The organism is Methanobacterium sp. (assembly GCF_016217785.1).
GTDB lineage: Archaea > Methanobacteriota > Methanobacteria > Methanobacteriales > Methanobacteriaceae > Methanobacterium.
Genome location: NZ_JACRGA010000011.1, coordinates 90,458 through 114,941, shown reverse-complemented (window position 1 = coordinate 114,941; position 24,484 = coordinate 90,458). Strand labels below are relative to the sequence as shown.

21 protein-coding genes and 1 tRNA gene are annotated in these 24,484 nt (G+C 37.5%); 11 read left to right on the top strand and 11 right to left on the bottom strand.

Features of this window, described 5'->3' with window-relative positions:
• Positions 1-345: 345 nt before the first annotated feature.
• Entirely contained in the window at positions 346-1,116 is a 771-nt protein-coding gene (locus tag HY987_RS05565; protein ID WP_292756455.1) for a hypothetical protein, read from the top strand.
• Between the two features lie 153 nt (positions 1,117-1,269).
• On the opposite strand, the gene HY987_RS05560 is transcribed toward HY987_RS05565, so the two are convergent.
• From HY987_RS05560 to HY987_RS05550, 3 genes are all read right to left on the bottom strand, one after another.
• A complete protein-coding gene (locus HY987_RS05560; protein ID WP_292756453.1) occupies positions 1,270-1,962 on the bottom strand; it encodes a hypothetical protein in 693 nt (230 codons plus the stop codon).
• A 306-nt stretch (positions 1,963-2,268) separates the two neighbouring features.
• Positions 2,269-2,649, bottom strand: coding sequence for a metalloregulator ArsR/SmtB family transcription factor (locus HY987_RS05555; protein ID WP_292756451.1), 381 nt, complete (start codon positions 2,647-2,649; stop codon positions 2,269-2,271).
• Between the two features lie 643 nt (positions 2,650-3,292).
• Positions 3,293-3,364, bottom strand: a tRNA-Gln gene (locus HY987_RS05550).
• A 211-nt stretch (positions 3,365-3,575) separates the two neighbouring features.
• Here HY987_RS05550 and HY987_RS05545 point away from each other — a divergent pair.
• On the top strand, positions 3,576-4,637 hold the full coding sequence (locus HY987_RS05545) for an NAD(P)/FAD-dependent oxidoreductase (RefSeq protein WP_292756450.1): 1,062 nt from the start codon (positions 3,576-3,578) through the stop codon (positions 4,635-4,637).
• A 116-nt stretch (positions 4,638-4,753) separates the two neighbouring features.
• Here HY987_RS05545 and HY987_RS05540 read toward each other — a convergent pair whose 3' ends face one another.
• From HY987_RS05540 to HY987_RS05525, 4 genes are all read right to left on the bottom strand, one after another.
• Positions 4,754-5,686 carry a PAS domain S-box protein gene (locus HY987_RS05540; protein ID WP_292756448.1) on the bottom strand — a complete coding sequence of 311 codons (933 nt, stop codon included), beginning with the start codon at positions 5,684-5,686 and terminating at the stop codon, positions 4,754-4,756.
• A 161-nt stretch (positions 5,687-5,847) separates the two neighbouring features.
• Positions 5,848-6,288, bottom strand: a complete 441-nt coding sequence (locus tag HY987_RS05535) for a response regulator (RefSeq protein ID WP_292756446.1) — start codon at positions 6,286-6,288, stop codon at positions 5,848-5,850.
• The gene (locus HY987_RS05530; RefSeq protein WP_292756444.1) at positions 6,285-9,017 is read right to left on the bottom strand and encodes a PAS domain S-box protein; all 2,733 of its coding nucleotides are present in this window, start codon (positions 9,015-9,017) and stop codon (positions 6,285-6,287) included. Before HY987_RS05530 ends, HY987_RS05535 begins: the two co-directional genes overlap by 4 nt.
• Before the next feature lie 168 nt (positions 9,018-9,185).
• A complete protein-coding gene (locus HY987_RS05525) occupies positions 9,186-9,500 on the bottom strand; it encodes a hypothetical protein (protein WP_292756442.1) in 315 nt (104 codons plus the stop codon).
• Positions 9,501-10,480: 980 nt separating this feature from the next.
• On the opposite strand from HY987_RS05525, the gene HY987_RS05520 reads away from it, so the two are divergent.
• From HY987_RS05520 to HY987_RS05490, 7 genes are all read left to right on the top strand, one after another.
• Complete coding sequence (locus HY987_RS05520; protein WP_292756440.1) at positions 10,481-11,680, top strand: low temperature requirement protein A; 1,200 nt, start codon at positions 10,481-10,483, stop codon at positions 11,678-11,680.
• Between the two features lie 427 nt (positions 11,681-12,107).
• On the top strand, positions 12,108-12,566 hold the full coding sequence (locus HY987_RS05515; protein WP_292756437.1) for a hypothetical protein: 459 nt from the start codon (positions 12,108-12,110) through the stop codon (positions 12,564-12,566).
• 736 nt (positions 12,567-13,302) lie between these two features.
• Positions 13,303-13,698, top strand: coding sequence for a tRNA (N6-threonylcarbamoyladenosine(37)-N6)-methyltransferase TrmO (tsaA, locus tag HY987_RS05510; RefSeq protein ID WP_292756435.1), 396 nt, complete (start codon positions 13,303-13,305; stop codon positions 13,696-13,698).
• A 278-nt stretch (positions 13,699-13,976) separates the two neighbouring features.
• Positions 13,977-14,552 carry a hypothetical protein gene (locus HY987_RS05505; RefSeq protein WP_292756433.1) on the top strand — a complete coding sequence of 192 codons (576 nt, stop codon included), beginning with the start codon at positions 13,977-13,979 and terminating at the stop codon, positions 14,550-14,552.
• Between the two features lie 58 nt (positions 14,553-14,610).
• Positions 14,611-15,324, top strand: a complete 714-nt coding sequence (locus HY987_RS05500) for a sulfite oxidase-like oxidoreductase (RefSeq protein ID WP_292756431.1) — start codon at positions 14,611-14,613, stop codon at positions 15,322-15,324.
• Positions 15,325-15,350: 26 nt separating this feature from the next.
• Positions 15,351-16,775, top strand: a complete 1,425-nt coding sequence (locus HY987_RS05495; RefSeq protein ID WP_292756429.1) for a radical SAM protein — start codon at positions 15,351-15,353, stop codon at positions 16,773-16,775.
• Positions 16,772-17,494 (top strand): restriction endonuclease, encoded by a 723-nt coding sequence (locus HY987_RS05490; protein WP_292756427.1) that lies wholly within the window; start codon positions 16,772-16,774, stop codon positions 17,492-17,494. The genes HY987_RS05495 and HY987_RS05490 overlap by 4 nt, the downstream gene beginning before the upstream one ends.
• A 171-nt stretch (positions 17,495-17,665) precedes the next feature.
• Here the strand turns inward: HY987_RS05490 and HY987_RS05485 are convergent, their stop codons facing one another.
• Entirely contained in the window at positions 17,666-18,004 is a 339-nt protein-coding gene (locus tag HY987_RS05485; protein WP_292756425.1) for a zinc ribbon domain-containing protein, read from the bottom strand.
• Between the two features lie 298 nt (positions 18,005-18,302).
• Entirely contained in the window at positions 18,303-20,045 is a 1,743-nt protein-coding gene (locus tag HY987_RS05480; RefSeq protein WP_292756423.1) for an ABC-ATPase domain-containing protein, read from the bottom strand.
• Positions 20,046-20,237: 192 nt separating this feature from the next.
• Between HY987_RS05480 and HY987_RS05475 the strand changes: the two genes are divergently transcribed.
• The gene (locus HY987_RS05475; protein WP_292756422.1) at positions 20,238-21,734 is read left to right on the top strand and encodes a PP2C family protein-serine/threonine phosphatase; all 1,497 of its coding nucleotides are present in this window, start codon (positions 20,238-20,240) and stop codon (positions 21,732-21,734) included.
• A gap of 122 nt (positions 21,735-21,856) precedes the next feature.
• On the opposite strand, the gene HY987_RS05470 is transcribed toward HY987_RS05475, so the two are convergent.
• Positions 21,857-22,408, bottom strand: coding sequence for a manganese efflux pump MntP family protein (locus HY987_RS05470; RefSeq protein WP_367146880.1), 552 nt, complete (start codon positions 22,406-22,408; stop codon positions 21,857-21,859).
• Between the two features lie 368 nt (positions 22,409-22,776).
• Between HY987_RS05470 and HY987_RS05465 the strand changes: the two genes are divergently transcribed.
• A complete protein-coding gene (locus HY987_RS05465) occupies positions 22,777-23,421 on the top strand; it encodes a tetratricopeptide repeat protein (RefSeq protein ID WP_292756418.1) in 645 nt (214 codons plus the stop codon).
• 393 nt (positions 23,422-23,814) lie between these two features.
• On the opposite strand, the gene HY987_RS05460 is transcribed toward HY987_RS05465, so the two are convergent.
• Entirely contained in the window at positions 23,815-24,177 is a 363-nt protein-coding gene (locus HY987_RS05460; protein WP_292756416.1) for a hypothetical protein, read from the bottom strand.
• Between the last annotated feature and the right edge of the window lie 307 nt (positions 24,178-24,484).

Sequence of the window (24,484 nt, the reverse complement as noted above, 5' to 3'; positions counted from 1 at the left end):
TAATATAAAGTTTTATAAAAAACCGTCCAAAAAAAAGGTTTAATAGTAAGTATAACATATAAATTTAGATTTATAGAATCATTGTTGGGTAAATAAAGTTTAAGAATAAAAATTTAGATGATATGGGGAGTTAATATTGATTGCAGTGGGAAATATTTCCTTTATTTCTAAATTTCTTTTATATTAGCTGTAAATTACAAAAACATACATTATTAAAGAGTATTAAATTATTATTTTGGGGTGGTCCTGATTGGGATCATTCACTTATTCTATCTGGATTCAGTTACCCTTAAGTGAGTAAATCAATGATAAGTGGATTTATATTAATGGACTCATAATAATAACATGGCAGAATATAGGGTACAGTCAGAAGGGGACAGTAATGACTTTGTATTCACCAGGTCGTTTCGGAAGATATATCGTATGTTCCGCAGTCTGAAAAATCGGAAGGGGAGATTCGTTTTAATAATCGGGACTCCTGGTACTGGTAAATCCGCCAATATCTATTCTGCCCTGAAGATCCTGGACCTTAATGTTTACGATCCCACCCTTTTTTTGGATAACATGAATATGAATTCTTCAGAAGTGTTCTGTGAGTTTTTTAAAACCCTCAGATTGGATCTGGGGGTTAAAACCGATGAAGAAATTTATCAGAAAGTTGCCGAATATGATGCGGTGTTACTGGCAGATAAAGTCCTTGACTCTGAATTTTTAGATGAGAATAAGTTTGGATTAAGCCTTTGGACAGAAAATAATGGGATCAAAGCATTTCCATTTTATTTAAAAGTGTTCAGGGAGTATTTAAAACACCGGGGGGATCTGGAGAAGGTTAACGTGGTGATACAAACAGCATTCATGATCAAGTTCAGGGGTGTGAAATACGATCTACTCACTGATTTCAGCATACTTTCGCAGATCTTTGTTTTTTTAATGAACCTTTTTTTTGAGTTAATCCGGATATCCTATTCTGAAGATGAAACTGTGCAAATAGTTCTAAACAATTTCCCGGATGTGGAGGAAGAAGAGGTTAGATCATGCATTGTAAAATATGGATGCAGGCCCCGTTTTATATTTGAAGCATTGGAGAAAATGGGAATGGACAAAAAAAGAAGTTAATTGAGTTTTAAGGTAATTGAGTGAATATTATTGGGTTTAAAAAAAATTATTGGTTAAAAATATTAGTTTAAAAATAAATTCGGGGATTTTTAAAAAAATAACCAGATGATTCCTCCTATGAGGAGAGTGAATCATCTTTCATTGCCTTTTTTTTTATTTGAAGTTTATCATACCTTCCTGGTAGTAGTTTTGCAGTTCTGAGGCGTGTTGCAGTTCAAAGGTGGCATAGGGGTCTTTGAAGTAGGGCATCACCATTCCTCTTAAAGTGTAAACATAGGCTGGTATGATTCCGTATTGTTTTCGTACAATGTCAAAGTATAATGGGAATCCGCACCCTTGAGCAAACATGGGATTGTCTTTACGGGCTGTTCCGTGCCAGTACATGGGTATTGGGCCGTTCTGACCGTTCTTTTTGGCAAGGGCGTATAGATAGTTCAGGGCATCATCAAGGTTGGTGAATACCTTACCATCTGTTTTGTACTGGTACCTTCCTTCTGGAGCGCCGAATAATGCTATTTTAAGTGAATCCCAGTAGTTGGTTGCTCCTTCAGCACCGGTACCTTGTGTGTCCACGAAGGCCAGTTCCAGTATCTCTACACCACTTTCATTGTAGCAACGGTAATTGGAGTCACCGGCAAAGTGCACCACCAGAATGGATTTGGAACCACTTTCATTGGCATATCTAGCCAGCATTTGGGAGTGAAGGTGTCCCGGGTACATGTCCGGATTGGCGACTTTTACAAATGCCAGTCTACCTTCTGGTGTGATTGGACCATTCATGGTCGAAACATATGCATAACCTACTATCAGCAGGAAAATTGCCAGTATAACTAAATACCATTTCATTAAATTACCTCTTTAAATAGGAAATTATTATCAAACATTTCCTTTTTATTCCAAATATTCATTATCCCCCCAAATTCTTGCAATTCAAGCCCCATTCTACTATATATGACTGTTTTTTATAGTTTCATATGATATTTTTTTTATTATTCTCTCTATTTTTTTATAAATTATGCATGTAATCAATTAAAAAATTTAGCTTATAATTCATTTATTTTATCAATGGTAAGTTTTTGAATCCTATTTCATTAATGGTATAATTTTGACTCCTATTTTATTTAGTGTTATGAGTTTTGATTTCTATTTTATTTAGTGGGTGAGTTTTGATTCCATTTTATTTAGTGGTATGAGTTCTGATTCCATTTGGATCATGTCAATAACTCTCTGATCTGAAATGGAATAATAGGCCATTTTTCCTTTTTTACGGAATTTAACCAGATTTCTATGCCTTAATAGTCTGAGTTGATGTGATATTGCAGAGTCTGTCATCTCCAGGGCTGCAGCTAAGTCACAGACACAAACTTCTTTCAGTATGAGGGCGTAGAGTATTTTTAATCTGGTGGGATCACTGAGTACTTTGAAATTGTCAGAAATCATTTGAAAGGTTTCATCATCGAGCATTTGTGATTTAACTTCCTTTACTGAGTCTTCGTTGATGCATTGAACATCACAAACATCTTCACCTTTCATTTAAGAATCCTCTGTTAAATGTATAAACCAATGATTTTAAAGCAGCATTCATATTTGTTTATTATATTTTAGATTGTTCAATTATTCGTTTATATGTTTGTGTAAAATGGTGTGATGGTTTGTGTAATAAGTAGTGATGGTTGTATAATGGGTGATGATGAAGGGTTGCAAAATCCCAAATGACACTAAAAACCTTAAAATGAAAAATCATTCATTAATCAACAATGAAAAATCATTAACCAAACAGCAAGTATAGCTAGACTCTTATTATACTACCTTTTTACGGAGTTTATCTTTTAAGATTGGTTGAATTATTATAGGTGTATATGCTCAGTTATAGGTGTATTCCATAATCTCAGTTATGGGTGTATTCCATAATCTCAGTTATAGGGCGTATTTTAGTTTCAGATTAAATTATTACAATTATCTTTTAATTCCAATAATAATTTATAACTAAATTCTTATAATAATCATTATTTAACTGAAGAAATCTGGTTTTTTTAGATTATAAGACGATATTTATCTTATAAGACGAGATTTATCTTATTAAGACGAGATTTATCTTTTTTTTAGATCTATGAAATAGGTAGGCATCTATGACTCCAATAGACATAAAAAAATTGCAAAGGATATGAAAAAAGGATAGTCCCTAGCGGAGTCGAACCGCTGTCGCGAGATCCAGAGTCTCACATGATTGCCACTACACCAAGGGACTAAGACAATAGTTTGCTGTTTTACAATATAAACTTTTAGCTTATGGACGGATTTTTCCGGGTAAATATTCAAACTCTATTGATTAAATATTCATAACAACCATAATATTCATAACAACATAACATTCATAATCATAATCCCATTTTGATATTATGATTTATTATATTTTTTTATAAAAAATTTTTTTATTAACTTCTGACAAATTTTTAGCTATGAGAAGGGTAACCATTCTCGGTGCAGGTCCAGCAGGTTTATCTGCTGCAATTAATCTTGCCAGGGAGGGTTTCCCGATTTCTGTCTATGAAAAGAATCAAGATGTGGGCAAGCGTTTCAAGGGAGATTTTCAGGGACTGGAAAACTGGACAGTGAATGAAGATATTCTGAAAAGCTTTAAAAAGATGAATATCAAGTTTAACTTTGATTATACTCCCTTTAAAAGTTTTACTCTTTCTGATGGAGATAAGTTTTGGAATTTCCATCTGGACCGACCTGCTTTTTATCTGGTGAAAAGGGGTCCTCTGGAGGGAACTCTGGATCATGGATTAAAGGAGCAGGCACTGGATCTGGGGGTTGACATTCACTTTGGTGAGACAATTCCATATGATGATGTGAATATTATTGCCTCCGGTCCCATTGCCAGGGAAATATTCGCTGCAGCCAGGGGTGTTGTTTTCAAGACAGATATGGATGATGTGGCCCTGGCCCTGGTCAATGATCATCTGGCATTTAAGGGTTACTCCTATCTTTTAGTGACTGGAGGATATGGGACTATTTCCACAGTATTATTCCATGATTTCCATCTTCTTAACCAGTGCTTCAGCAATACAAAAAAGGTTTTTAAGGAATTAACTGGTCTGAAATCCACAAACATATATTCTTCCGGGGGTGTGGGCTGTTTTTCCAATCAGAATATTTTCAAAAGGAAGGGAAGGTTATTTGTGGGTGAAGCTGCAGGAATTCAGGATCTTTTATGGGGTTTTGGCATAAGAAGTGCGGTTACTTCTGGGTTTCTTGCTGCAAAGGCCCTTATCCATAATAAAGATTATGGGGAAATGGCACGAAAGGAATTTAAAAATAAACTGAAGTCGAGTATTGTTAATAGATTTTTATGGGAATTAACTGGAGATTATTCCTGGATCGTGGATAGGGTATATGGTAGTAGTGATCCATTGAATTATGTTGGTGCCTTCCATAATTTTAACTGGTTGCAACGATTATTATATCCTTTGGCACGGTTTCATATGAAAAGAAGATATGATAATCTAAAATTATAGGTAGGGGATCTAAAGGGGATCAGCATTGATGGGTCATTCTAAGAAAGATGGTTATTCTAAGAAATCATTGATGGTTATTTAAGAAATTTAATTGAAATTGCAGTATCACTTCATCCTTAGGTGAATTTATCATCAAATTCATCCATAACCTGACTTTTCATATTGCTATTGTGAATGAGGGGTTTCATAGCTTCCACCATATTCCCCATTATCAAAAAGAAGTCCCGGTCTTTTTCAATCATGGCATCCATCAACGATTTTTCAATCCCCTTCCTCGAGCTGATATCGGTCATAATAGAAATCGCACCTAAATATTCGCCGTTAGGCTTGAACAATGGGTTTGTGGATACTAAAACCCAGATACTGGTACCGTTCCTGTTTAAGAATTCCAATTCATAGGTTTGAGCTAATTTTTTCCGGTATTCCTGCCCTTTTTTGATTTTTTGTAAGTGTTTTTTGAAGCAGGACTCTCCTTCGGGATTGGTGAACTGGGAAATGTCTTTATTGAGCATTTCAGTCACCTTAAAACCCAGCATTCTGGCCATTTGTTTATTTACATAGCTTAACTGATTCCTGGAATCAACAAAAAAAACTCCCGAATGTATTTTTTCCACCATTAAACGGTACCTTTCTTCACTTTCCCTTAACTGGTATTCTATGTGTTTTCGTTCAATGGAATAGTTTATGCATCGGGCCAGTAACTTGCTGTCCACCTGTCCCTTAACCAGATAGTCCTGGGCACCTTCACCCACAATATCTATGGCAAAATCCTCATCTTCCAGTCCGGTGAGTATTATTATGGGTATTTCTGGTGCCTGATTGTGTATATGATTAAAGGTTTCAATACCCTGGCTGTCGGGTAATTGAAGATCCAGTAGGACTATATGAAAATCATTTTCACCGAGTGCATCTAGTCCTTCCAAAAGACGCTGTGCATGGAAAATATTGAATTGAATCTGAGGGATCTCCCTGAACATTTCATTTATAATCACCGCATCTCCGGGATTATCCTCTACCAGGAGAACGTTAATAGGTTCTTTAATTCTCATAATATCGCCTAATTATTCTTTTAATCATTTACATCTATGGCAGATGATCTTTTTATTTACAGATGATCTTTTTATCTCTTATTATTATCTTTAATGATTTCTTTTATCATTATTGTATTACTCTGAGTTATCATTTCCTTGGTTCCAAATTATAAATCCTGTCATCGGGGTGGTAATTTTACAATGTCCAGCCAGAATTCGCCAATATTTTGAACCACCTTGATTAACTGGTCCAGGTCTACTGGTTTTGCTATGTAACAATTGGCGTTATTTTTGTAAGTTTCAATCAGATCCTCATCCCGGATGGAGCTGGTTAAAACCACTACTGGAATACATTTCAAGCTATCGTCTTTTTTAATTTCCTTTAAAACATCCCGCCCATCCTTTTTTGGCAAGTTCAAGTCCAGCAATATCAGGTCTGGAAGCCGGGTAGGATTTTCGCCTTCCAGGTGAAGCATTTTCATTGCTTCTTCGCCATCTCGTGCCACATGTAGCACGTTTCTAATTTTTGCTTCTTTGAATACTTCCTGGATCAAACGCACATCTCCAGGATTATCCTCAACCAGCAGCACTTCCACCGCTGTAACTAGTTTATATTTCATAATTTCATATCTCCCTGGGGAATGTTGAAATAAAAAGTAGATCCTTTGCCTGGCTGGGAATCATACCAGATCATCCCTCCGTGTCGTTCAACAATCCTTTTAACAATGGCTAAACCAATACCGGTTCCTCCGTATTCTTCCCGTCCATGGAGACGCTGGAATATTTTGAATACCCGTTCTCCATGTTTGGGATCAATCCCTATACCATTATCTTCAACTTTAAAAACCCAGTCACTATCCTTTTTTTCTGCAGAGATGTGAATGATGGGGCTTTCCTGGTTATTGTATTTGATGGAGTTGCTAATGAGGTTCTGAAAAACCTGTACCATCTGAGGATAATCAGCGTGTACCACAGGAAGGTTATCATAACTGATATCTGCATTATTTTCTTCAATTAACAGTCGGGAGTCAAATGTTATCTGTTTTAGAATATCTTCAGTATCCACATCTTCAAACTTACCAGTTCTACGTTCAATCCGGGAATAGGCTAAAAGATCGTTTACCAGTTCCTGCATCCTGGCAGCTCCATCCACAGCGAACTGGATGAATTCATCGGCATCAGAATCAAGTTGGTGTTCATAACGACGTTGCAGGAGCTGTAGAAAACTGGTTATCATTCTAAGAGGTTCCTGGAGGTCATGGCTTGCCACGTAGGCAAACTGCTCCAGTTCTGCATTGGATCTTTTCAACTGTTTTAATGTTTCCTGGAGTTCCTGTTCTGCGATTTTGCTGGGGGTGATGTCAATGGCAATACCTATCATTTCTTTAGGCTTCCCCTGCAGATCGTAAAACAGTCTTCCCATGGAATAAACCGAGTGCACTGATCTATCTGGCCAGATAGTCCGCATTTCTACTTTAAAATCTTCCCCGTACTGTAAAGTCCTTTGAGTAGTATTATTAACTGTTTCCTGGTCATCAGGGTGCACGGAGTTTAAAAAGTCATTGTAAGACATGTTAGGATCCGGATTTATTCCAAAAATATTTTTGTAATGATCAGTCCATTCAAAGATGTCATTTTCAAGATCCCATAACCACATTCCTGCGTCTGCGCCTTCAATAGCCAGACGTAATTTTTCTTCAGATTTTTTAAGGGCTTTATCGGCCTTTTTAATTTCAGTTATTTCCAGTGCTGCCACGTTAATGCCTATAATCTCATGGGAAGAATCTTTAAGAGGGTACCATTTTTCTAACCATGTCCTGAGAACACCTGGTTGGGCAGGAGTTACACCATTAAATTCCCTGCTTCCAACTGTTTTTTTTGTTTCGAAGATTTCTTTAGCTGCTTCTTCAGCCTGTTCAGCTAGATCCGGTATTATTTCATGGATAGTTTTTCCAATATGTTCTTCTGAGGAAAAACCATTTATTTCCGCCATACGATCATTTATACGCACGAATCGCAGTTTTCGATCTAAAACACATAATCCTATTGGTGCTGAATTGTAAATAGCCTCAATCTCAAAGAGACGTTTCTGGGCGGTGTTTTCACTTTGATGGAGTATTTCTTCCATTTCGCGACGTTTGGTCACATCTCTAAGGAAACTATGCACCCGACCATTGCCTTCAAACGAAACAATACTTGACTTGATGTTGTAATAGCATATAGTGCCATCTTTTTGTTTAAAATCCGCATCAAATTCAACGATTCCCTTGTTTTTTAGTTCCCCCATCACATTATTCTTTTCAAACATCATTTCAGTGCTGCTAAACTCATCCAGATTGGTTCCAATCATCCCTTCGGTAGTCGAACCAAGCATCAAGGCGAAGTTTTCATTGCAGTCAGTTATATTCCCCTGAAAATCATGGATACAGAAACCATCGTTGATGTTTTCCACAATGGAACGGTATCGTTTCTCACTTTTTAGCAGTGTTTTTTCAGCAAGTTTACGATGGGTAATGTCCTCTATTATCCCATCAGCCCAGTTAATGGAACCATTTCCATCATAATGTGCTTGTGCTGATACTGAAACCCATATGGGCTGGTTATCTTTCTTTTTAAGATGTAATTCCCGGCCAGTAACCGATCCGTCCCTCTTTAAATCTTCTAAAAACAGTCTTCTCTGTTGAGGGTCCCTGTAAAAATCCATAACCTTAATTTCCATTATTTCACTGGTGGAGTCATATCCAAACATTCGGGCAAATGCAGGGTTCACCTGGATAAAATAACCATCAGGATCAGTTGAGTTGCGGTAAACTCCTACATTGAGATTTTCAACCAGGCTCCGGAATTTATGTTCACTTTCCTGGAGATCCTTTTCAGCCAATTTACGCTGAGTTATGTCTTCAAATGATTCTAAACCACCAATAACATTACCATCATGGTCTTTAATAGCGGATGCAGTGAAATGTAAGTATTTACCATTCAGACCCATCTTGGGATAAAATTTTTCAACTTCATAAGCCCCCTCAACCAATTGGGACATTTTGCAATTATCAGAAAACCAGTATGACAGCCCTTCAATATCCTCATCCACCAATAAATCAACCATACATGGTCTTTTTGAGTTGTAAAATGCTTTCCAGTGTTTATCTGTCCCGAGGACATCACTGGCATTGATTTGGCTGTATTCTTCCAGTGCTTGGTTCCAGTAGATAACTTTATGATCCCTGTTAATCACAAATTGAGGTAATGGTGAACAGTTGATTATAGCATCCAGTCCAATTAATTCTGGATTTTCTTGCGTAGTTTGATTAGTGTCCCCGGTAAACTTAGACCCCTCCTCCGGATTCATTTATAATTCATTTTAATTGTAAATGAGTATAATGTTGATTTATGGGTTTTAAGGGAGATTATTATGTTTTAGGCTGGTTTTTTTAGTTCTTAATAGCCCTTTTTAGCTTTTTGAGGGCTCGTGGTCTGATTTTATGGGAGGTTTTTTGATAAAAAAATATCAATGCCACTATTTATTGTTTTTGGGTTCTTTCAATGATTTTAAAGTGTTGATTGCTAATTCTTGTTCTAAAACTCTCAGTCTTTCGGCTAAAAAATCCAATACCATTTTTCTTTCATCAAAAGGCACATTTTTTTTGGAGAGCATGTTGATTAATTCAGTAGTGCTTCTGACTGATTGTGTTCCTGCCTTTTCATCCATTAACAGGATATCTCTTTTACCAATTTCCTTTGATGGTGTAACACACACAGCTCCCAGGAGATCACCGTTATTATCCACCACATCCATTGAACTTGTGTATTTTTGTTTATTATGTTCAGTCATATTCAATCACCTTAATCCATCTTAAAACACCATGATACATAAATCTTTTCATATTGTTTTATAATAAAAATAAGTTAAATATTAATATAAATTTAATATATTATTTTTCCCGTCTGTTTTTATTTTTTCAAAATGATAAAATGTATTTTAAAACCCCATAAAATGACTATTAGTATCACTGAAGAGGTTTTTAATGATAAAATTACTATTGGATTACAAAACATGAATTTAAAGACAAAATAGTTTGTATATTACTATAAATAGCTTATAACTAAAGGGATTATACAACACTTAAAAGAAGGCATTGAAAAAACAGAGATATAGGAGAAATAAGGTCCCTGAGGCCTAAATGGCCTCTGGGACGATGCCATGTCATGTCCTTACGGAGGCGGTTGTAAAGGCATGAATTTCAAGGTTCATATTATGATCATATAAGATCATAATATGATTCTTATGGTCGTTTAATTCACCTAATTACATCTTATGACAACATGATATTTAAATATTTGTATTGGGATAGGGTAATGTATTAGAAAATAATAAAAATACTAAAAAAATAACCAATAACTCCCTGAAATCTCTTTTAATATTCAAATAAATCTTGATTTTAATCTAAACCTTTTTAATTTATAATACATTCAATTTTCGAGAAAAATTCTTATATTATGTACGGGTAATTTTCAAATTAAAAACTGGTGAAAATCAATACTCTTTAAAAACAGTATTTATTGTTTTGAAATACGTTAATGGGGTTTAAAATAATATTGTCATTGGAAAAATAATATTACTTTATAAAAACAGATAATTGAATTACATAATAATTCATAACATCCTTTCATACCTCCTGGAAAATATAACTAAAAACGATTTTAAATATGTAAAAATTACAAATGAAATATATAAAGGAATATTTTATTTAAAAGAAATATATAATCCTTATTTATCTAAAAATAAATGAATTTATTATGGGGTTTAAAATAATGAAGCTCAGAAGGGACATTATCAAACCTCCACGGCTATATTTTGAAGACGAATCGGAAGAAAGACATTCTAACTGGTTGGAACTTCTGTTTGATCTCATCTTCGTGGCAGCAGTGTCCCTTTTAGCCTCAAATCTCAACTCCAATTATTCTTTTACCACATTCCTCCAGTCCATTCCCCTATTTTTTGCCATATGGTGGGGTTGGCTTGGCCATACCATCTACCTCAGCCGTTTTGGTGTTGATGATTTCATGCACAGATTTTATACCATGGCGCAAATGATCGTGGTGGCCATCATGGCTATAAATACTAAAGATGCCCTTGGAGCAACAGGACCGGAGTTCGCTATTTCCTATGCAATTTTAAGGTTCATGCTAGTTGCAGAGTACCTAAGGGCCGGGAGAATTGTGCCGGAAGCCCGCGCACTCACTCACCATTACAGTATTGGGTTTGGAATTGCTGCCGGGCTTTGGGGAGTTTCCGCATTCACACCTGCACCCTGGCGTTTCCTGTTGTGGGGAATGGCCATAGTGGTAGATCTTTTAACACCTCTAACTGCCGGGAAAATACATCAACAGTTCCCTCTCCATCCCACTCATCTCCCGGAGAGGTTTGGGCTATTAACCATTATCCTCATTGGTGAAGCAGTGGTGGGTATTGTATTTTTGATTGGAACACTGGGTTTAACATTAGAAACTGGAATTACTGGCCTCATGGGGTTCATTGTTGCATTTAGTATATGGTGGGGATATTTTGAAGAAGCCCGGGGTGCAGAGGCTCGTGTTGAGGAAAAAGGTGAAGAAATTGGCCGATATCAGTTATGGCTCTATGCACACTTCCCACTTTTACTGGGAATTGTTGCCACTGCCATGGGAGTAAAACACGTCATATCCCATGGATTAGGGAGTGTTCTATCCTCATCAGAAGTATGGCTTCTCTGTGGGTCCCTGGCCCTGGCATTAACTGCACTGAGTTTCATATTTTTATCTTCCTTCAACTGGCACGAGTGCGTAAGCAGGGTTTTACTCTATTTTAGAATTCCCTATTACATCCTGATAATTTTGGTCATCTGCACTGGATTTTTAGGGTCAATACTCCCAGGATCACTAATTCTCGGATTACTGACTCTCATATGTGTCGTTAAAGTTATACTATCTCTTAGAGAACCTCCAGAGGAACTTATGTGTGATATATATTGAAAATGGAATATTCATTAGACTAAAATATCATTTTACAACCTTTTAACTAGCTTTTCAACTGATTTTAGTTTTTTTAAATTTCATTTTAACTTACTTTACGTATGTAAAAATCAAGCTGTCAATTTTATTTTTTTGTGAATTATGTCACATTAACTTTTAAGATTGAGTGAAAATAAAATTATTCCCAGAAGGGGGTGTTGGTATATTAAGAAAATTAAGTAAAGATAATCCTGAAAAATCCACCATAAAATCTTTAAATAGTGAAAGACTTCTTAATATTAAAAAAATTCTGGCTGAGGGTCAATCTAAAAATGACACCAGTCAATAGTCTTAAAAATTATTTAACTAATTTGCACTGATTTTTGTTATTATCTGCCATTGATGAAATTGTTTATTAAATACTTAAAACCTAAAATATCCTGATAAAATGAAACAAAAAGCAATTTATCTGGTATTGTTCATTTTGATGATATTAATTGTTACCGTTGGTGTTTTTTATGCAGATCAATTGGATATCTATAACACTCACAGCAATCCGATTTATACTTCGCTGAATACATCTTTCAAGCTTAACATAAACCAAACAGCCATTGTTGAACCCGATAATATAAAAATAACATTTTTAAATGTTACTGAGGATTCAAGGTGTCCTGAAGGAACGGTTTGTGTTTGGCCCGGACAGGTTAAAGCACTTTTCCTTTTAGAGCTAGACCAAAGCCATGAAGATGTTTTTAACCTCACTTTAAATTCAAATGAAACCCAGAGTCAGAAGACGATTGCAGGATACTCCGTTAAACTGGTGAATGTTGATCCTTACCCTGGATCTCTTAAAACCATAACTGATAATGAGTATGCAGTAACTTTATCCATTAAAACAAGCATATAGGTGCATAACTCAATTAAAGGACCGAAATGATAACTTTACTATTTCCTTTTTTATTATTTTTTCTATTAAATTGCTTTTATCATGAATTAGACTTTTTGAATTTGATTATGCTTTGATAAATTTAGTGGATAACTCCGTATTAAGGGCACCTTCTGAAAATTTAGTATCAATCGTAGTATCAGTATTATTCAATCCTAGTATCAGTGTTGGGGGTTCATCAATTTTAGGTGTTATTCATCAAAACTATTCATTGGCAAAAAGATTCTCAGGAAATAATTTTTTTGTTATTAGGCCTTAATATTGTAATATAAATTTAATTAGGTCTCCGTAACTTATATAAGGGATGTTATACAAGCTTAATGTGCAAATACTTTATTAAACCACGATCAATGGAGAAGCAATAGCAATATCTTACTAATTGCCTCCCTAAAATTATACCCGCAGGGCCCAACCAAACTCCCCATTCTACAATCCCTGCGGGATTCTCCATTGATATGACAGTCATCTTTTAACACTTGTTAATCAGTTATTATAACCTAAATTTTAAAAAAAATCATTTCAAAAATAATCCATAACTCCTTTTCTAAATCCATCTATTTAGATCATAATCTTATTTAAACTTCATAATCTATTTATTTAATCTGAAACTAAAATAAATCCAACATTCTGGAATTTAGCAGTGAATTTTTATTGGTTAATCGCACTGAATACCATGGGTTTGTGGGAGGTTACCATCATGAAATTGAATGCCATAGGTTTGGTTAATTCCCCCTTCAAGGATAAGAAGGGATCTCCTCATCAGGGTCGTTTTTCTGATGAATTGAGTACGATAACTATTTTCAAAGATTATGAAGAGGCACTGGAAGGAATCGAGAATTACCAGAATTTGATGGTGATTTACTGGATGGATCGTGCTGATTCAGTTTCTCTCAAGGTGGTTCCTTACGGGAGAAAAGAGAAACGAGGGGTTTTTTCCACCAGAGCACCGGTGAGGCCAAATCCCCTGGGATTGTGTATGGTGGAACTTGTGGAAAAAGAAGGGAATATCCTAACTGTGAGGTGGCTTGACGCCCTTGACCAGTCCCCTGTCCTGGATATCAAACCATTCGTACGGGAACTGGACTGCCCCTAAAATTTGCTTATATTCGATTATCTACCATAATTCATTTTTCCCACCATAATCCGTTTTGGAATGTCCATTTAGAATATCCATTTAGAATAATTCTTTTTAGATATTTTTTTTAAAAATTTTTAAGTATTTTTATAGTTAGTGATTATAAAGAAACTTACTTATGGTTTAGTGTATCAATATAACAGAGAGGATTTTATGTGATTCTTCCAGTTACCTAAATAAATTATGATGATTTATTTAAGTGGCTTTTCACGCTTAGTTTAGGAGGAGAGGGGATAATGGATTTTAAATTAGCCGTAGAACTCACCAGGAAAATAAAGAAGGTAAAAGGGGTCGTATCTGTAATGTACCCTGGTGCTGCTGCTTCCAAAACATTAAATGATATTGATCTAATTGTGGTTCATTCTGTTAAATCAGAATCTTCTATCCAGAAAGTTAATGATCTGGTGGCTGGGAAATTCCGAACGGAACAGATCACCCTTGAAGAGTTGGGGAATAATCCCGAGATTAATGCAGCAATGAGTGGGGAAGGTGTTCTCCTCCATGGTAAGGCGGTAGATATAACTGCAGAAAGTGTGCAATTAAAGTCACGTATTATCCTGACCTATGACACCACCGAGATGAACCAGAATGATAGGAATAAACTTAACCGGGCACTTTATGGTGGAATATCCACCTACAAAAAGGATGGGGAGAGAATTGTCAAGGAATATCCTGGGATAATCAGCAAAATCAATGCATTGAAATTGGGCAAAGGCGTTTTAATGGTGGACCGTTTCAATTCATCACTTGTAATCCAAATATTAAAGACATTTAAAGCCCAGTGGAAAGAAATACCCGTGTGGACCTATTAAACGGGGGTTTGAAACCGTAGGGATACAACCTTCAGGGATAATAGGGCATTTCAACTGGATGGGGGGGGTGGATATTGTTGAAAAAACCTTAAAAGAGATATTTAAAGGGAATTTAAGCACTAATTTAGATGAACGTGCTATTGAATCTATTTTAAATGATGAAAATGTGGTTATTAGTCCGGATACCCAAAGGGAAGTTAGGATTCCTCCAGGTCAACACGAAGATAAAAGCTGGCCAGTACTACATGCAGGTTCAGTTACAAAAATCGATCCATCCCAATGGAAGCTGAAAATATGGGGTTTGGTTCGAAAAGAGATGGAACTGGATTACACGGATTTCATATCTCTTCCTCCGGTTACAGTTTTCTCAGACATACACTGTGTCACTACCTGGTCCAAGTTAAACAATTTATGGGAAGGGGTAAGCACATCCACCATTAAAGAACTGGTGGAAATACTCCCTGAAGCCAAATATGTTATGGTACACGCTCATAAAAATTTCACCACCAACCTCTCCCTGGAAGATTTTTTCGCACCTGACGTGCTACTGGCGACCCATCACAACCGAAAAGCCTTAAACTCCAAACACGGAGGACCCGTGCGATTAGTGGTGCCTCAACTTTATTTCTGGAAAAGCGCCAAATGGGTTACTGGACTGGAATTCATGGCAGAGGATAAAAGAGGTTTCTGGGAATCCACGGGTTATCATAATCATGGTAACCCCTGGAAGGAAGAACGTTACAGCTGGCAGGAAACAGATCAAAGAATATAGTGCAAGGAATAGGAGAGGTTTATTTAATGAAAGTCTTATTTGTGGAACCACCCAAGGTATTCTGGTTTGTCATGGGTGAATACATGCCCCCACCATTGGGGATACTCCAGTTAGCCGCATATCTGGAGTCTAAGAATGATACTTGGGATATTCAGGTGGTGGATTCCCAGGCTGAAGGCTTTGGGTGGAAGAAACTCCAGCATCACCTGGAACAGGCAGAACCAGATGTGGTGGTCCTCAGTGCCCTGGCAACATGTAACACCTTCACTGTCCTTAGGGCAGTGGAAATAGCTAAAAAAGCTAATCCTGATGTAAAAACAGTGGTTGGTGGTCAGCATTTCACGGCACTGGCTGATGAGAGTCTCTCCACCTATCCTGAAATTGATTTTGTGGTGCGAGGTGAGGGAGAAGTCACCCTCTATGAACTGGTAAGAGGTCTGGATAATAACCAGTCACCAGTAGATGTTAAAGGACTTTCCTTTAGAAATGGCACTAAAATCTTCCACAATCCGCCCCGTCCATTCATCAAGAACCTGGATGACCTTCCATTCCCGGGTTATCATTTTGTCAGTCAACACATGAAGAAATACAACTTCAAAATGATGGCCTATACTGGTGCAGGATATGCCCTGGTGGAAGCATCCCGGGGGTGCGCCTATAAATGTACTTTCTGCTCACAGTGGCAGCACTGGGGAGGTAAATGGAGACCAAAATCCCCTGCTAGAATTGCCGATGAAATGGAACACATCTACAACGAGTACGGGATCAGCTTCCTGTGGTTAACTGATGACAACTTGGGACTGGGCAAGAGAACAAGTGCCCTGTGTGATGAAATTATCAACAGGGGACTTTCTGAGGATATAACCTGGTTTATGCAGGCCAGAAGTGACGAAATTATAAAAAATAAACACAACCTCCCTAAACTGAGAAAAGCAGGTAACTACTGGATAATGGCCGGGTTGGAGCGGCATGATAATGAGGTGCTTCAGGATTACCATAAGGGGATTAAAGCCAGTGATGCAAAGCTTTCAATGGATCTTTTGAAGGAAAACGATATCTTTTCCCAGGCAACACTGATCACCGGGGATCGGAAGGATTCCCATGAATCCATACAGGGATTACGTGATTTCGTTAACTACGTGGATCCGGATTTAGCAATTTTCATGATCCTAACCCCCTTCCCTGGAACCCCACTCTATGAAACTGCCAGTAAGCAAGGATGGTTGGAAGATAATAACTGGGCCAACTACGATATGGTGCATGCAGTTATGCCCACTGAACATCTCACTCGAATGGAAGTCCAGGAAGAGTTATACCAGTGTTACCGGAGTTTTTATGGTAGTATGAGGAGAAGAATTTCAGGAGTGTTTTCACGGAATAAATTCAAACGGCAAACTTATCGTTATATGGCAGGTCAGGGTCTCCTGCAAGCATTGAGGGATTTATATTGAACCGGAAAACTGTCGGGCAATCCTATCTCAGTCGTAATGTTTTGGCAGTGATTTCGTTTTCAGGCCTTTTCCTCCTGCTGGCCATGTATCTATGGGCCCCTGAATCTGAAATATTATATGATTTTCAAAAACCACTGATTATATCTATTTTTATTGCCATATGCCTTCTGGGAATCCTGGCAGCAATTTATCCCAAACTATGTAAGGGATTATTGGAATTTAAAAAATTTGATAAAAAATCTTTAGATCCTGAAAAAATGAATAATATGCAATTTGAAGGTCATCATCCGGATTGTGGGAAATTTGAATCCCACACCATCATTATCAGGGGGAGTAAATACTGTCCCGGCTGTTCAGGACTACTAATCGGGGCTATTATGGCAGTTATTGGAATCTTATTTTATTATTTTTATGGATTACCCCTAATCTATGGGGAAATCTCTTTCTGGACAGGACTGGTGATGGTTTTCCTGGCCCTGATGTTAATAATCTTTTTAAAACTGGGGAAAAAATTGAAAATTGTTTCTAACATGGCACTGGTCACTGGATCCGTAATGATACTGATTGGTCTGGATACAGTTAAAGAAAATCTCTTAATTGAATCTTATTTCCTTCTTCTGGTTTTGTTCTTTATATTAGCCAGAATAGCTGCTTCAGAAAACAATCATGAAATTATCTGTCGGAATTGTGAAGAAAAATCATACTGTATTTACGAATAAAAAAATAAGTTTCAATCTGTATCCATAAATAAAATAGGGGATAAGTTCAAGCAGTATCCATGAATAGGCTAGTATTCCCAAATAGGCTAGTATTCCTAAATAGGCCAGTATTCCTAAAGTATCTCTAAAATAGGGGCTTGATTCACCCCTCTTTATCTGTGGATAATTGGATCAATGTTTTCTTCGGGAACCGTAAATTGCACCTACTATAATCAATAGGCCTATAATGATGATAATAGCGGGCCAGATATATGTCCAAATGTTTTGGAATCCTGTAAATGAAGCAAGGCCTATTAAAATTAGTATAATTCCACCTATAAGAGGTCCAATTATGTTACCATGGGGAAGTCCGAAACATTCATTTCTCTGGCGGTAGTAGCGATCATCACGGTGGTGATGGCGGCGCCTTCCCTCATAATCATCCCTCACATCTCGCAGGGGCTCTCCACATTTAGAACAAAATTCAGCATCGTCCTCGTTCTTTGTACCACAATTATGACAGTAAACCATAGAATACCTCCTATATCTTTAACAATTTTTCTTTAACAATTTTTCTGATTATTAACTGAATCGATATAATAATTCAATACATTCTTTAGTATTTATTAGAGGTTCATTAGCCTTAGTATTTTTCCATTTATTTTGGTGGATACTAGGTTGAAAGTGTTTCTAAACATCATTCCCAACCGTCTCAAGGTGTATATATCTAGCTTAGGTGCCAAATCTTCCAATTCTTCATATCCGCTAATCATGAACTGATAGTTCCAAACTAATCATGACGGATAGTTCCAATCAATTAACTGATTCCTCAACTATGCACAGCTAATGTCCGTAGACGGTTCATAGCTGCAGCAATTTCATATCTACGGGGCCTGGCAAGGTTATGGGGTTGCTTCCTGCCTGGTGGTGCAAGGAAATCAAGCCCTTCCCTGTTGATACAGTTTTCCAGATAGTCCAGAACATCTTCTATCCTAAAATCCTCTGTTTTAGAATCCTCTTTACTGGAAGGTCCGTCTGATTTCTGTTTATAATTTTTATGGAACTGGTAAAGAGCGTAGCCAATGGCCCGTGTCTGGCTGGATTCAACCAACTGCTCTACCTGGGAAAGATCAATTGTTTCGGGGCCAATAATCAGGTTAGAAACACCCCTACTATCCAGTTTCAGTCTTTTTCCTTTATATGGTTTGATGGATTCCGGGCGAGGGTAACGCTGCCGGTAATGGAATTTGCCCTTTGATTCAGTTTCCCTATTAATGGGCATTTCTTCTGCAACCTTTCTAGCCTCCTGGGTAACGTTATGGGGCTGATAGTGGTCCATCATAATAACTGTATCTGCCTTCTGGAAGTAATCACCAGATCCACCCATTACCAGTACCGATGAAACTCCGTGATCTTCATAAAGCTCACTAACCCGATCAATGAATGGAGTGATGGGTTCTTTATCCTTGCTGACCAGACGTTGCATTCTTTCATCCCGGATCATGAAATTTGTTGCTGATGTGTCCTCATCGAATAAAAGGAGTTTTGAACCTGCTTCCAACGTTTCGATAATGTTGGCAGCCTGTGAGGTGGAGCCCGAGGCATTTTCCGTGGAAAACTTTGTAGTATCTCCAATTCCAGGAGGATGGTGGATGAAGCTTTTAACATCCACTTTTTCAACAGAACGCCCATCTTCTGCCCTTATTTTAACAGCATCCTCCCTGGTGATTACCAGTTCCCTGCCGTCTCCAGGAATATGGTTGTACACTCCTAGCTCAACTGCCCTGAGCAGGGTGGACTTTCCATGGTAACCGCCACCCACAATAAGAGTCACACCTTCTGGAATCCCCATACCCACAACAGAACACTCTTTACTTGTTTCCATAGCTACTTGGAGGGAAGATGGTGATTTGAATGACACAGCATTTATGAGTGGTTTATCTGAAACACCGCTTTCACGCGGAAGAATAGCGCCATCTGCAATGAAAGCCACCAATTCCTGTTCCCTAAGCTGGCTGCGAATATATTCTGTATCTTCAAAGCACTGAATATGTTGGGTTAATTCAGCTGAAGTGAGATTCTCATAAAAACAGGAATTATTAACAATTTCCGGTAAAATTTTCATCAAGATCCTCTGAGCTTCAAAGCCCATCACCCTCCTGCCTCTGGCAGGTAAACCCACCTGAAAACGTATTTCCAGGATATCTGAACTGATGTTCACACTGCTGCGCTGGAGTATCTCCTGATTACCATGATCAATGTGTAAAATCCCACTTTTCCCACTTCCTCTCCTGTCACCAGCTAACTTCTTTATACCTTCACTGAAGGCCCGGGAGATGTAATCCTCTAGTGCAATCTTACGGTTAGGATTATGGTATAGTTTGTCAGGAAATGAGTTTTCATAAACTTCCACCCGCAGTAGGGAGGGGCTGGCGAAGGGATCTCTCTGCACATGATCAATGAAAAGTGAAAAAAGACCAAAATCATAGCTACCCTTTAAATCCAGATATGCTTTGTAACCCCTTCCATCAATTCGTTTTAGAATTGAAATTAGTTTTTCTTTATCTGCCATGGCACTCATTATACATAAATTCAAGTTTTAGATATAAGTTCATCTAAGTTTAGATAGGGGGTTGCCTATTTTTTATATAGAATCCTTTTAATATTATTAAAGAAAATGTATAATGAGATTAGATCCATCTGTCACATATAATTATACTAATTTTAGTTGCACGGTTATCACAATAAGGGAGTTTCAAAGGTCATGTCAAAAAACACATTCAGGGACAGAATCTACAAGATCAGGAATTATCTGGCAGGGGATGAAGAAGTCCCTATAATGTACATTCATGCCATCATGGCTATCATAGGCAGTGTCAGTGTTCTTTTAATTCTACAATTTCATGAAATGCCAATGTCCTCAGTACAGCACAGTCTCCTGGTTCTGGTAGAAAAAGCATGTGTAATTGTGGTCATCGCTTATGTTGTGAGTCGTTTAAATGTGTTCACAGAGGTTCTGGAGGGAAAATTCACCATTAAAAACCAGGCCATACTTATTGTTATCTTTGGGGCAATTTCTATCTTTGGAACATACTCAGGGGTGGATGTTTTCGGGGCCATGGCCAATGTAAGGGATCTAGGCCCCATGGTGGCAGGTCTTATTGGGGGACCTATCGTGGGACTGGGTGCTGGTCTAATTGGTGGATTGTACCGTTTGAGTTTGGGTGGTTTTACAGCTGTCCCCTGTGCCCTTTCCACCATACTGGCCGGATTATTCGCTGGTCTGATCTTCCTCATTAATAAACGCCGCTTCGTGGGAATATTTTGGGCGGTGGTTTTTGCAGTTTTAATGGAATCCCTGCACCTTCTCATTAACCTGGCCATTGCCCAACCCTACTCCAAGGCACTGGCAGTGGTGGAGGAGCTCACCATACCCATAATTGTCTCCAATGCATTGGGAATGTTCATATTTGCCTTCATCATTTCCAACCTCCTCCGGGAACGGGAAACAATCAAGCAGCGTGACCTTTATTTTGATGAACTGGAACGTAAAAAACATGAGTTAAAGGTGGCCAGTAAAATCCAGAAGAGCTTCTTACCTGAAGAACTACCTTCTATTCCCGGTTTTAGTGTTGCAGCTTTGAACATCCCTGCACATGAGGTTGGAGGGGACTTCTATGACTTCATACCAGTATCCCCTGAAAAAACAGGTATTGTGATTGCGGATGTTACTGGAGACAGCTTCCCGGCATCATTACTCATGGCTCTTTCTAGAACCATAATCAGGGGAGAAGCAAAAAATCAAAACCCCCAAACCCTTTTAAAATATTTAAACAATCTAATTGCAGTTGATATTGGTCCTGAAATTTTCATTACTATTCTATACGGTGAATTGGACACTAAAAATCGTTGTTTCAACTATGTTAACGCAGCCCACAGCCCTCCATTAATTTTCAGGAACAAAACAAACCAGTTAAGCGAGCTTGCAAAGGGGGTTAAATCCTTGGGCCGACTGGAAAATATTCAGCTTGAAAAACACAAAATAAAGATTGAAAGTGGTGATCTGCTCTTATTCTATACTGATGGCGTAATTCAGGTTTTAGAAAGTCCAGAATCTTCCGGGAAAGAAGTATTAGAGCAGATGGTTATCCAAAATCATGATCTTTCACCAGCAGAGATTTTAGAAGAGATAAAATCAAAAACCATCTCCCTAGAAGTAAATCCTGATGACCTGGTGTTGGCGATTCTAAAAGCAGATTGAATATTGGTCCTTGAGGTTGATCATTGCCTAGAAGTTGATTTATTAATTCCTTAAGGAAATTTTATCCTTTCCTTGATTTTATCCTTTCCTTATTAAAGATGAATGGGGGTTCGGGAGATCTATCAAATTAGGTTTTCCAGGAGGATCTTGAATCCAATTCCTATCAAAATCAAACCTCCTAAAACTTCAATTTTACTTCCAAAGAGGTGTCCTACTCTTTTTCCGAGATAAACTCCCAGGAATGATAATGCAAAGGTTACCAGCCCTATAATCACGATGGGCAGGAGAATGGGGGTGTTTAAAAATGCGAAGGTTACACCCACTGCAAATGCATCAATACTGGTGGCAACTGACAGAATTAAAATATCTTTAAGGGAGAAAACCTGGCACACGTCATCATCTTCTGGTGATAAGCCCTCATAGATCATCTTCCCTCCGATTATTAATAGTAGGATGAAAGCAATCCAGGGCGCCCAGAGCTCAACCAGCACTGCTAACTGTTCCCCTGCCAGCCAGCCAGCTACAGGCATCAAAGCCTGGAATGCACCGAAAAATATGGCAATGGTGAGGGCATACTTCAGATTACATTTCAGAAGCATTCCCCTGGTGATGGATACACTGAAAGCATCCATGGCCAGACCAACTGCTAGAAAAAACATCGAAAAAATATCCATATCTAATTCATGTACACCCACTACTTATATGCGTTATGGTTGGTAAATAAGGCCTTTAAATTCATAAAACCCCACATAAAGAGCAGATAATGTGAGATTTACCATTAGGGATAATCTAAATTTTTAGACTAAATCAATTAGTTTAGTCCGTTTCTTTTAAACAAGGGTTTTTTTGATAAATGTTTTTTTTGATAAATATTAAGGAACTTTTTTGATAAATTATTAAAGGAAAAATATTAATTAAAAATCCGATGGAAAAAAAGATTAACCTATAAAGGGCATTATTCAATGTTAGAAACCATACATCCTAGAATTGTTTATTTAAGAATTTTTTTAAAATAACATTGAAAATTTATTGGTGATTTTAATTGAATCCTACGGATAATAACCTTGAAAAAGGCGAAAAAAAGAATCAGAAAGAGAAAATTGCTCTCTTGGAGAAGGGTAATGAGCTTTTCACTCAGGGAAGTTATAAGGCTGCTCTTTTATATTTTGATGATGCACTGGTACTGGACCCTGATAACAGCAAGATATGGGACATTCGGGGGGTTGCACTTTCGCGTGTAGGATTAGTGGATGAAGCTCAGGAGTCTTTTGAGGTGGCTCTTGATCTCGAACCGGACAATGCCCCGGCATGGTCCAATCTGGGAGTATTATATGCATCACAGGCCAGGTTTGAGGAGGCTGTAAATTCCTTTGATCATTCACTGGAACTGGAAGAAGAAAATGATGAAGTCTGGAACAATCGCGGGTCAGCGCTCTTCGGTTTAAAGAAATTCAAAGAGGCTTTGGAATCTTTTACTCGAGCCACAGAGTTGAATCCAAATAATGCTCAGGCATGGGCAGGTAAAGGTTCAGCACACAACTTCCTGGATGAATACCTGGAGGCAATCAAATCACTGGAAAGGTTCATAGAACTGGCATCTTCCACTTTTTCACCGCAAGTTGAAGAAGCATGGGCCCTGATATTTGATTTGAAAATGAAAACTGGTGAGACTACTAAAAAGGAATGAATAATCATTAAAACTATTAAATGGTCATTATACGCCTATAATAGTCACTAATAATAGAATTATCACTAATAAGAGATTATATTATTAGGTAATATTATATTTAATTAGGTATAAATATGGGCTTATGGTGTAAAAAGGAGCTTCCAGAGATTAAGGGGGTTTGTAGGGGGGAAAAATGGCTTATCTCTGGAAGCATGTTTCTGGTTCCAACCAAAAATAGAGTTAAAGGTTAGGTTGAAACCTATGGGGTTGTATGTGTACTACACACACATACACATGTACTCTTATTCCATTATTTAAATGTTTCGGTTGAAGGGAGTTAATCTGAAAACCTTTGTGGATGATTTGCAGTCTTCAGAAATTTGGATCCTCCCTTTGGGAATTTCAAATATATTAATAAGGGTTGTTGGCAATTAGTTTAGGAAGAACTTCCTTTAATCTTTTCATATTCTCTTTCTTTAGTGGTATCACATGTCTTTCACCATTATAATCAAATTTAAATCGTGTAATTGGTGATCCATATTCAATATTGGTTATTTCACATAAAGGGTAGATTATAACTTTGCCTGTTCTATCAGTACCCCAAAAGTTTTTTCGGTATTCAATTAAACATTCGCTGGTTAATTCTAGGTCAAATGAGTCATCCTCTAAAAACAGGACTATGTTGCTGAGATCCCTTTCGCAAACCATGCAATTTAGTGAATTATCAGGGTTTGCAACACCACATTCCGGGCAGATCAGTGTAAAAAGAACCATTCTGGGTTCATTATCTGGAGATGTCATATTCTAAATATTAATCTTATTCAGTAATTAATCTTGTTCAGTATAAAATTATTCAAAATTAAATTGGTATTTAAATATAGTTTATTCATCTACTTATATCAAATAAACAAGATATTCAATTAAGTTCAATGGAATATATATGAATTATGGGAAAAACACTGTTTCAATATCACTAATAAATAGAAAAAGATGTCCTGATAAAGAGAGAGGCGGCGGGTTTCTCCTTTTATCAGAACAGGGGTCCGTTAAGGCGGTGGATAAGGCAATATCCAGTTATTTG

Excerpts from the sequence above, each read along its gene's own strand:
- HY987_RS05565 (WP_292756455.1), top strand. The coding sequence starts at position 346 with ATGGCAGAATATAGGGTACAGTCAGAAGGGGACAGTAATGACTTTGTA.
- HY987_RS05560 (WP_292756453.1), bottom strand. The coding sequence starts at position 1,962 with ATGAAATGGTATTTAGTTATACTGGCAATTTTCCTGCTGATAGTAGGT.
- HY987_RS05555 (WP_292756451.1), bottom strand. The coding sequence starts at position 2,649 with ATGAAAGGTGAAGATGTTTGTGATGTTCAATGCATCAACGAAGACTCA.
- HY987_RS05545 (WP_292756450.1), top strand. The coding sequence starts at position 3,576 with ATGAGAAGGGTAACCATTCTCGGTGCAGGTCCAGCAGGTTTATCTGCT.
- HY987_RS05540 (WP_292756448.1), bottom strand. The coding sequence starts at position 5,686 with ATGAGAATTAAAGAACCTATTAACGTTCTCCTGGTAGAGGATAATCCC.
- HY987_RS05535 (WP_292756446.1), bottom strand. The coding sequence starts at position 6,288 with ATGAAATATAAACTAGTTACAGCGGTGGAAGTGCTGCTGGTTGAGGAT.
- HY987_RS05530 (WP_292756444.1), bottom strand. The coding sequence starts at position 9,017 with ATGAATCCGGAGGAGGGGTCTAAGTTTACCGGGGACACTAATCAAACT.
- HY987_RS05525 (WP_292756442.1), bottom strand. The coding sequence starts at position 9,500 with ATGACTGAACATAATAAACAAAAATACACAAGTTCAATGGATGTGGTG.
- HY987_RS05520 (WP_292756440.1), top strand. The coding sequence starts at position 10,481 with ATGAAGCTCAGAAGGGACATTATCAAACCTCCACGGCTATATTTTGAA.
- HY987_RS05515 (WP_292756437.1), top strand. The coding sequence starts at position 12,108 with ATGAAACAAAAAGCAATTTATCTGGTATTGTTCATTTTGATGATATTA.
- tsaA (WP_292756435.1), top strand. The coding sequence starts at position 13,303 with ATGAAATTGAATGCCATAGGTTTGGTTAATTCCCCCTTCAAGGATAAG.
- HY987_RS05505 (WP_292756433.1), top strand. The coding sequence starts at position 13,977 with ATGGATTTTAAATTAGCCGTAGAACTCACCAGGAAAATAAAGAAGGTA.
- HY987_RS05500 (WP_292756431.1), top strand. The coding sequence starts at position 14,611 with ATGGGGGGGGTGGATATTGTTGAAAAAACCTTAAAAGAGATATTTAAA.
- HY987_RS05495 (WP_292756429.1), top strand. The coding sequence starts at position 15,351 with ATGAAAGTCTTATTTGTGGAACCACCCAAGGTATTCTGGTTTGTCATG.
- HY987_RS05485 (WP_292756425.1), bottom strand. The coding sequence starts at position 18,004 with ATGGTTTACTGTCATAATTGTGGTACAAAGAACGAGGACGATGCTGAA.
- HY987_RS05480 (WP_292756423.1), bottom strand. The coding sequence starts at position 20,045 with ATGGCAGATAAAGAAAAACTAATTTCAATTCTAAAACGAATTGATGGA.
- HY987_RS05475 (WP_292756422.1), top strand. The coding sequence starts at position 20,238 with ATGTCAAAAAACACATTCAGGGACAGAATCTACAAGATCAGGAATTAT.
- HY987_RS05470 (WP_367146880.1), bottom strand. The coding sequence starts at position 22,408 with ATGGATATTTTTTCGATGTTTTTTCTAGCAGTTGGTCTGGCCATGGAT.
- HY987_RS05460 (WP_292756416.1), bottom strand. The coding sequence starts at position 24,177 with ATGGTTCTTTTTACACTGATCTGCCCGGAATGTGGTGTTGCAAACCCT.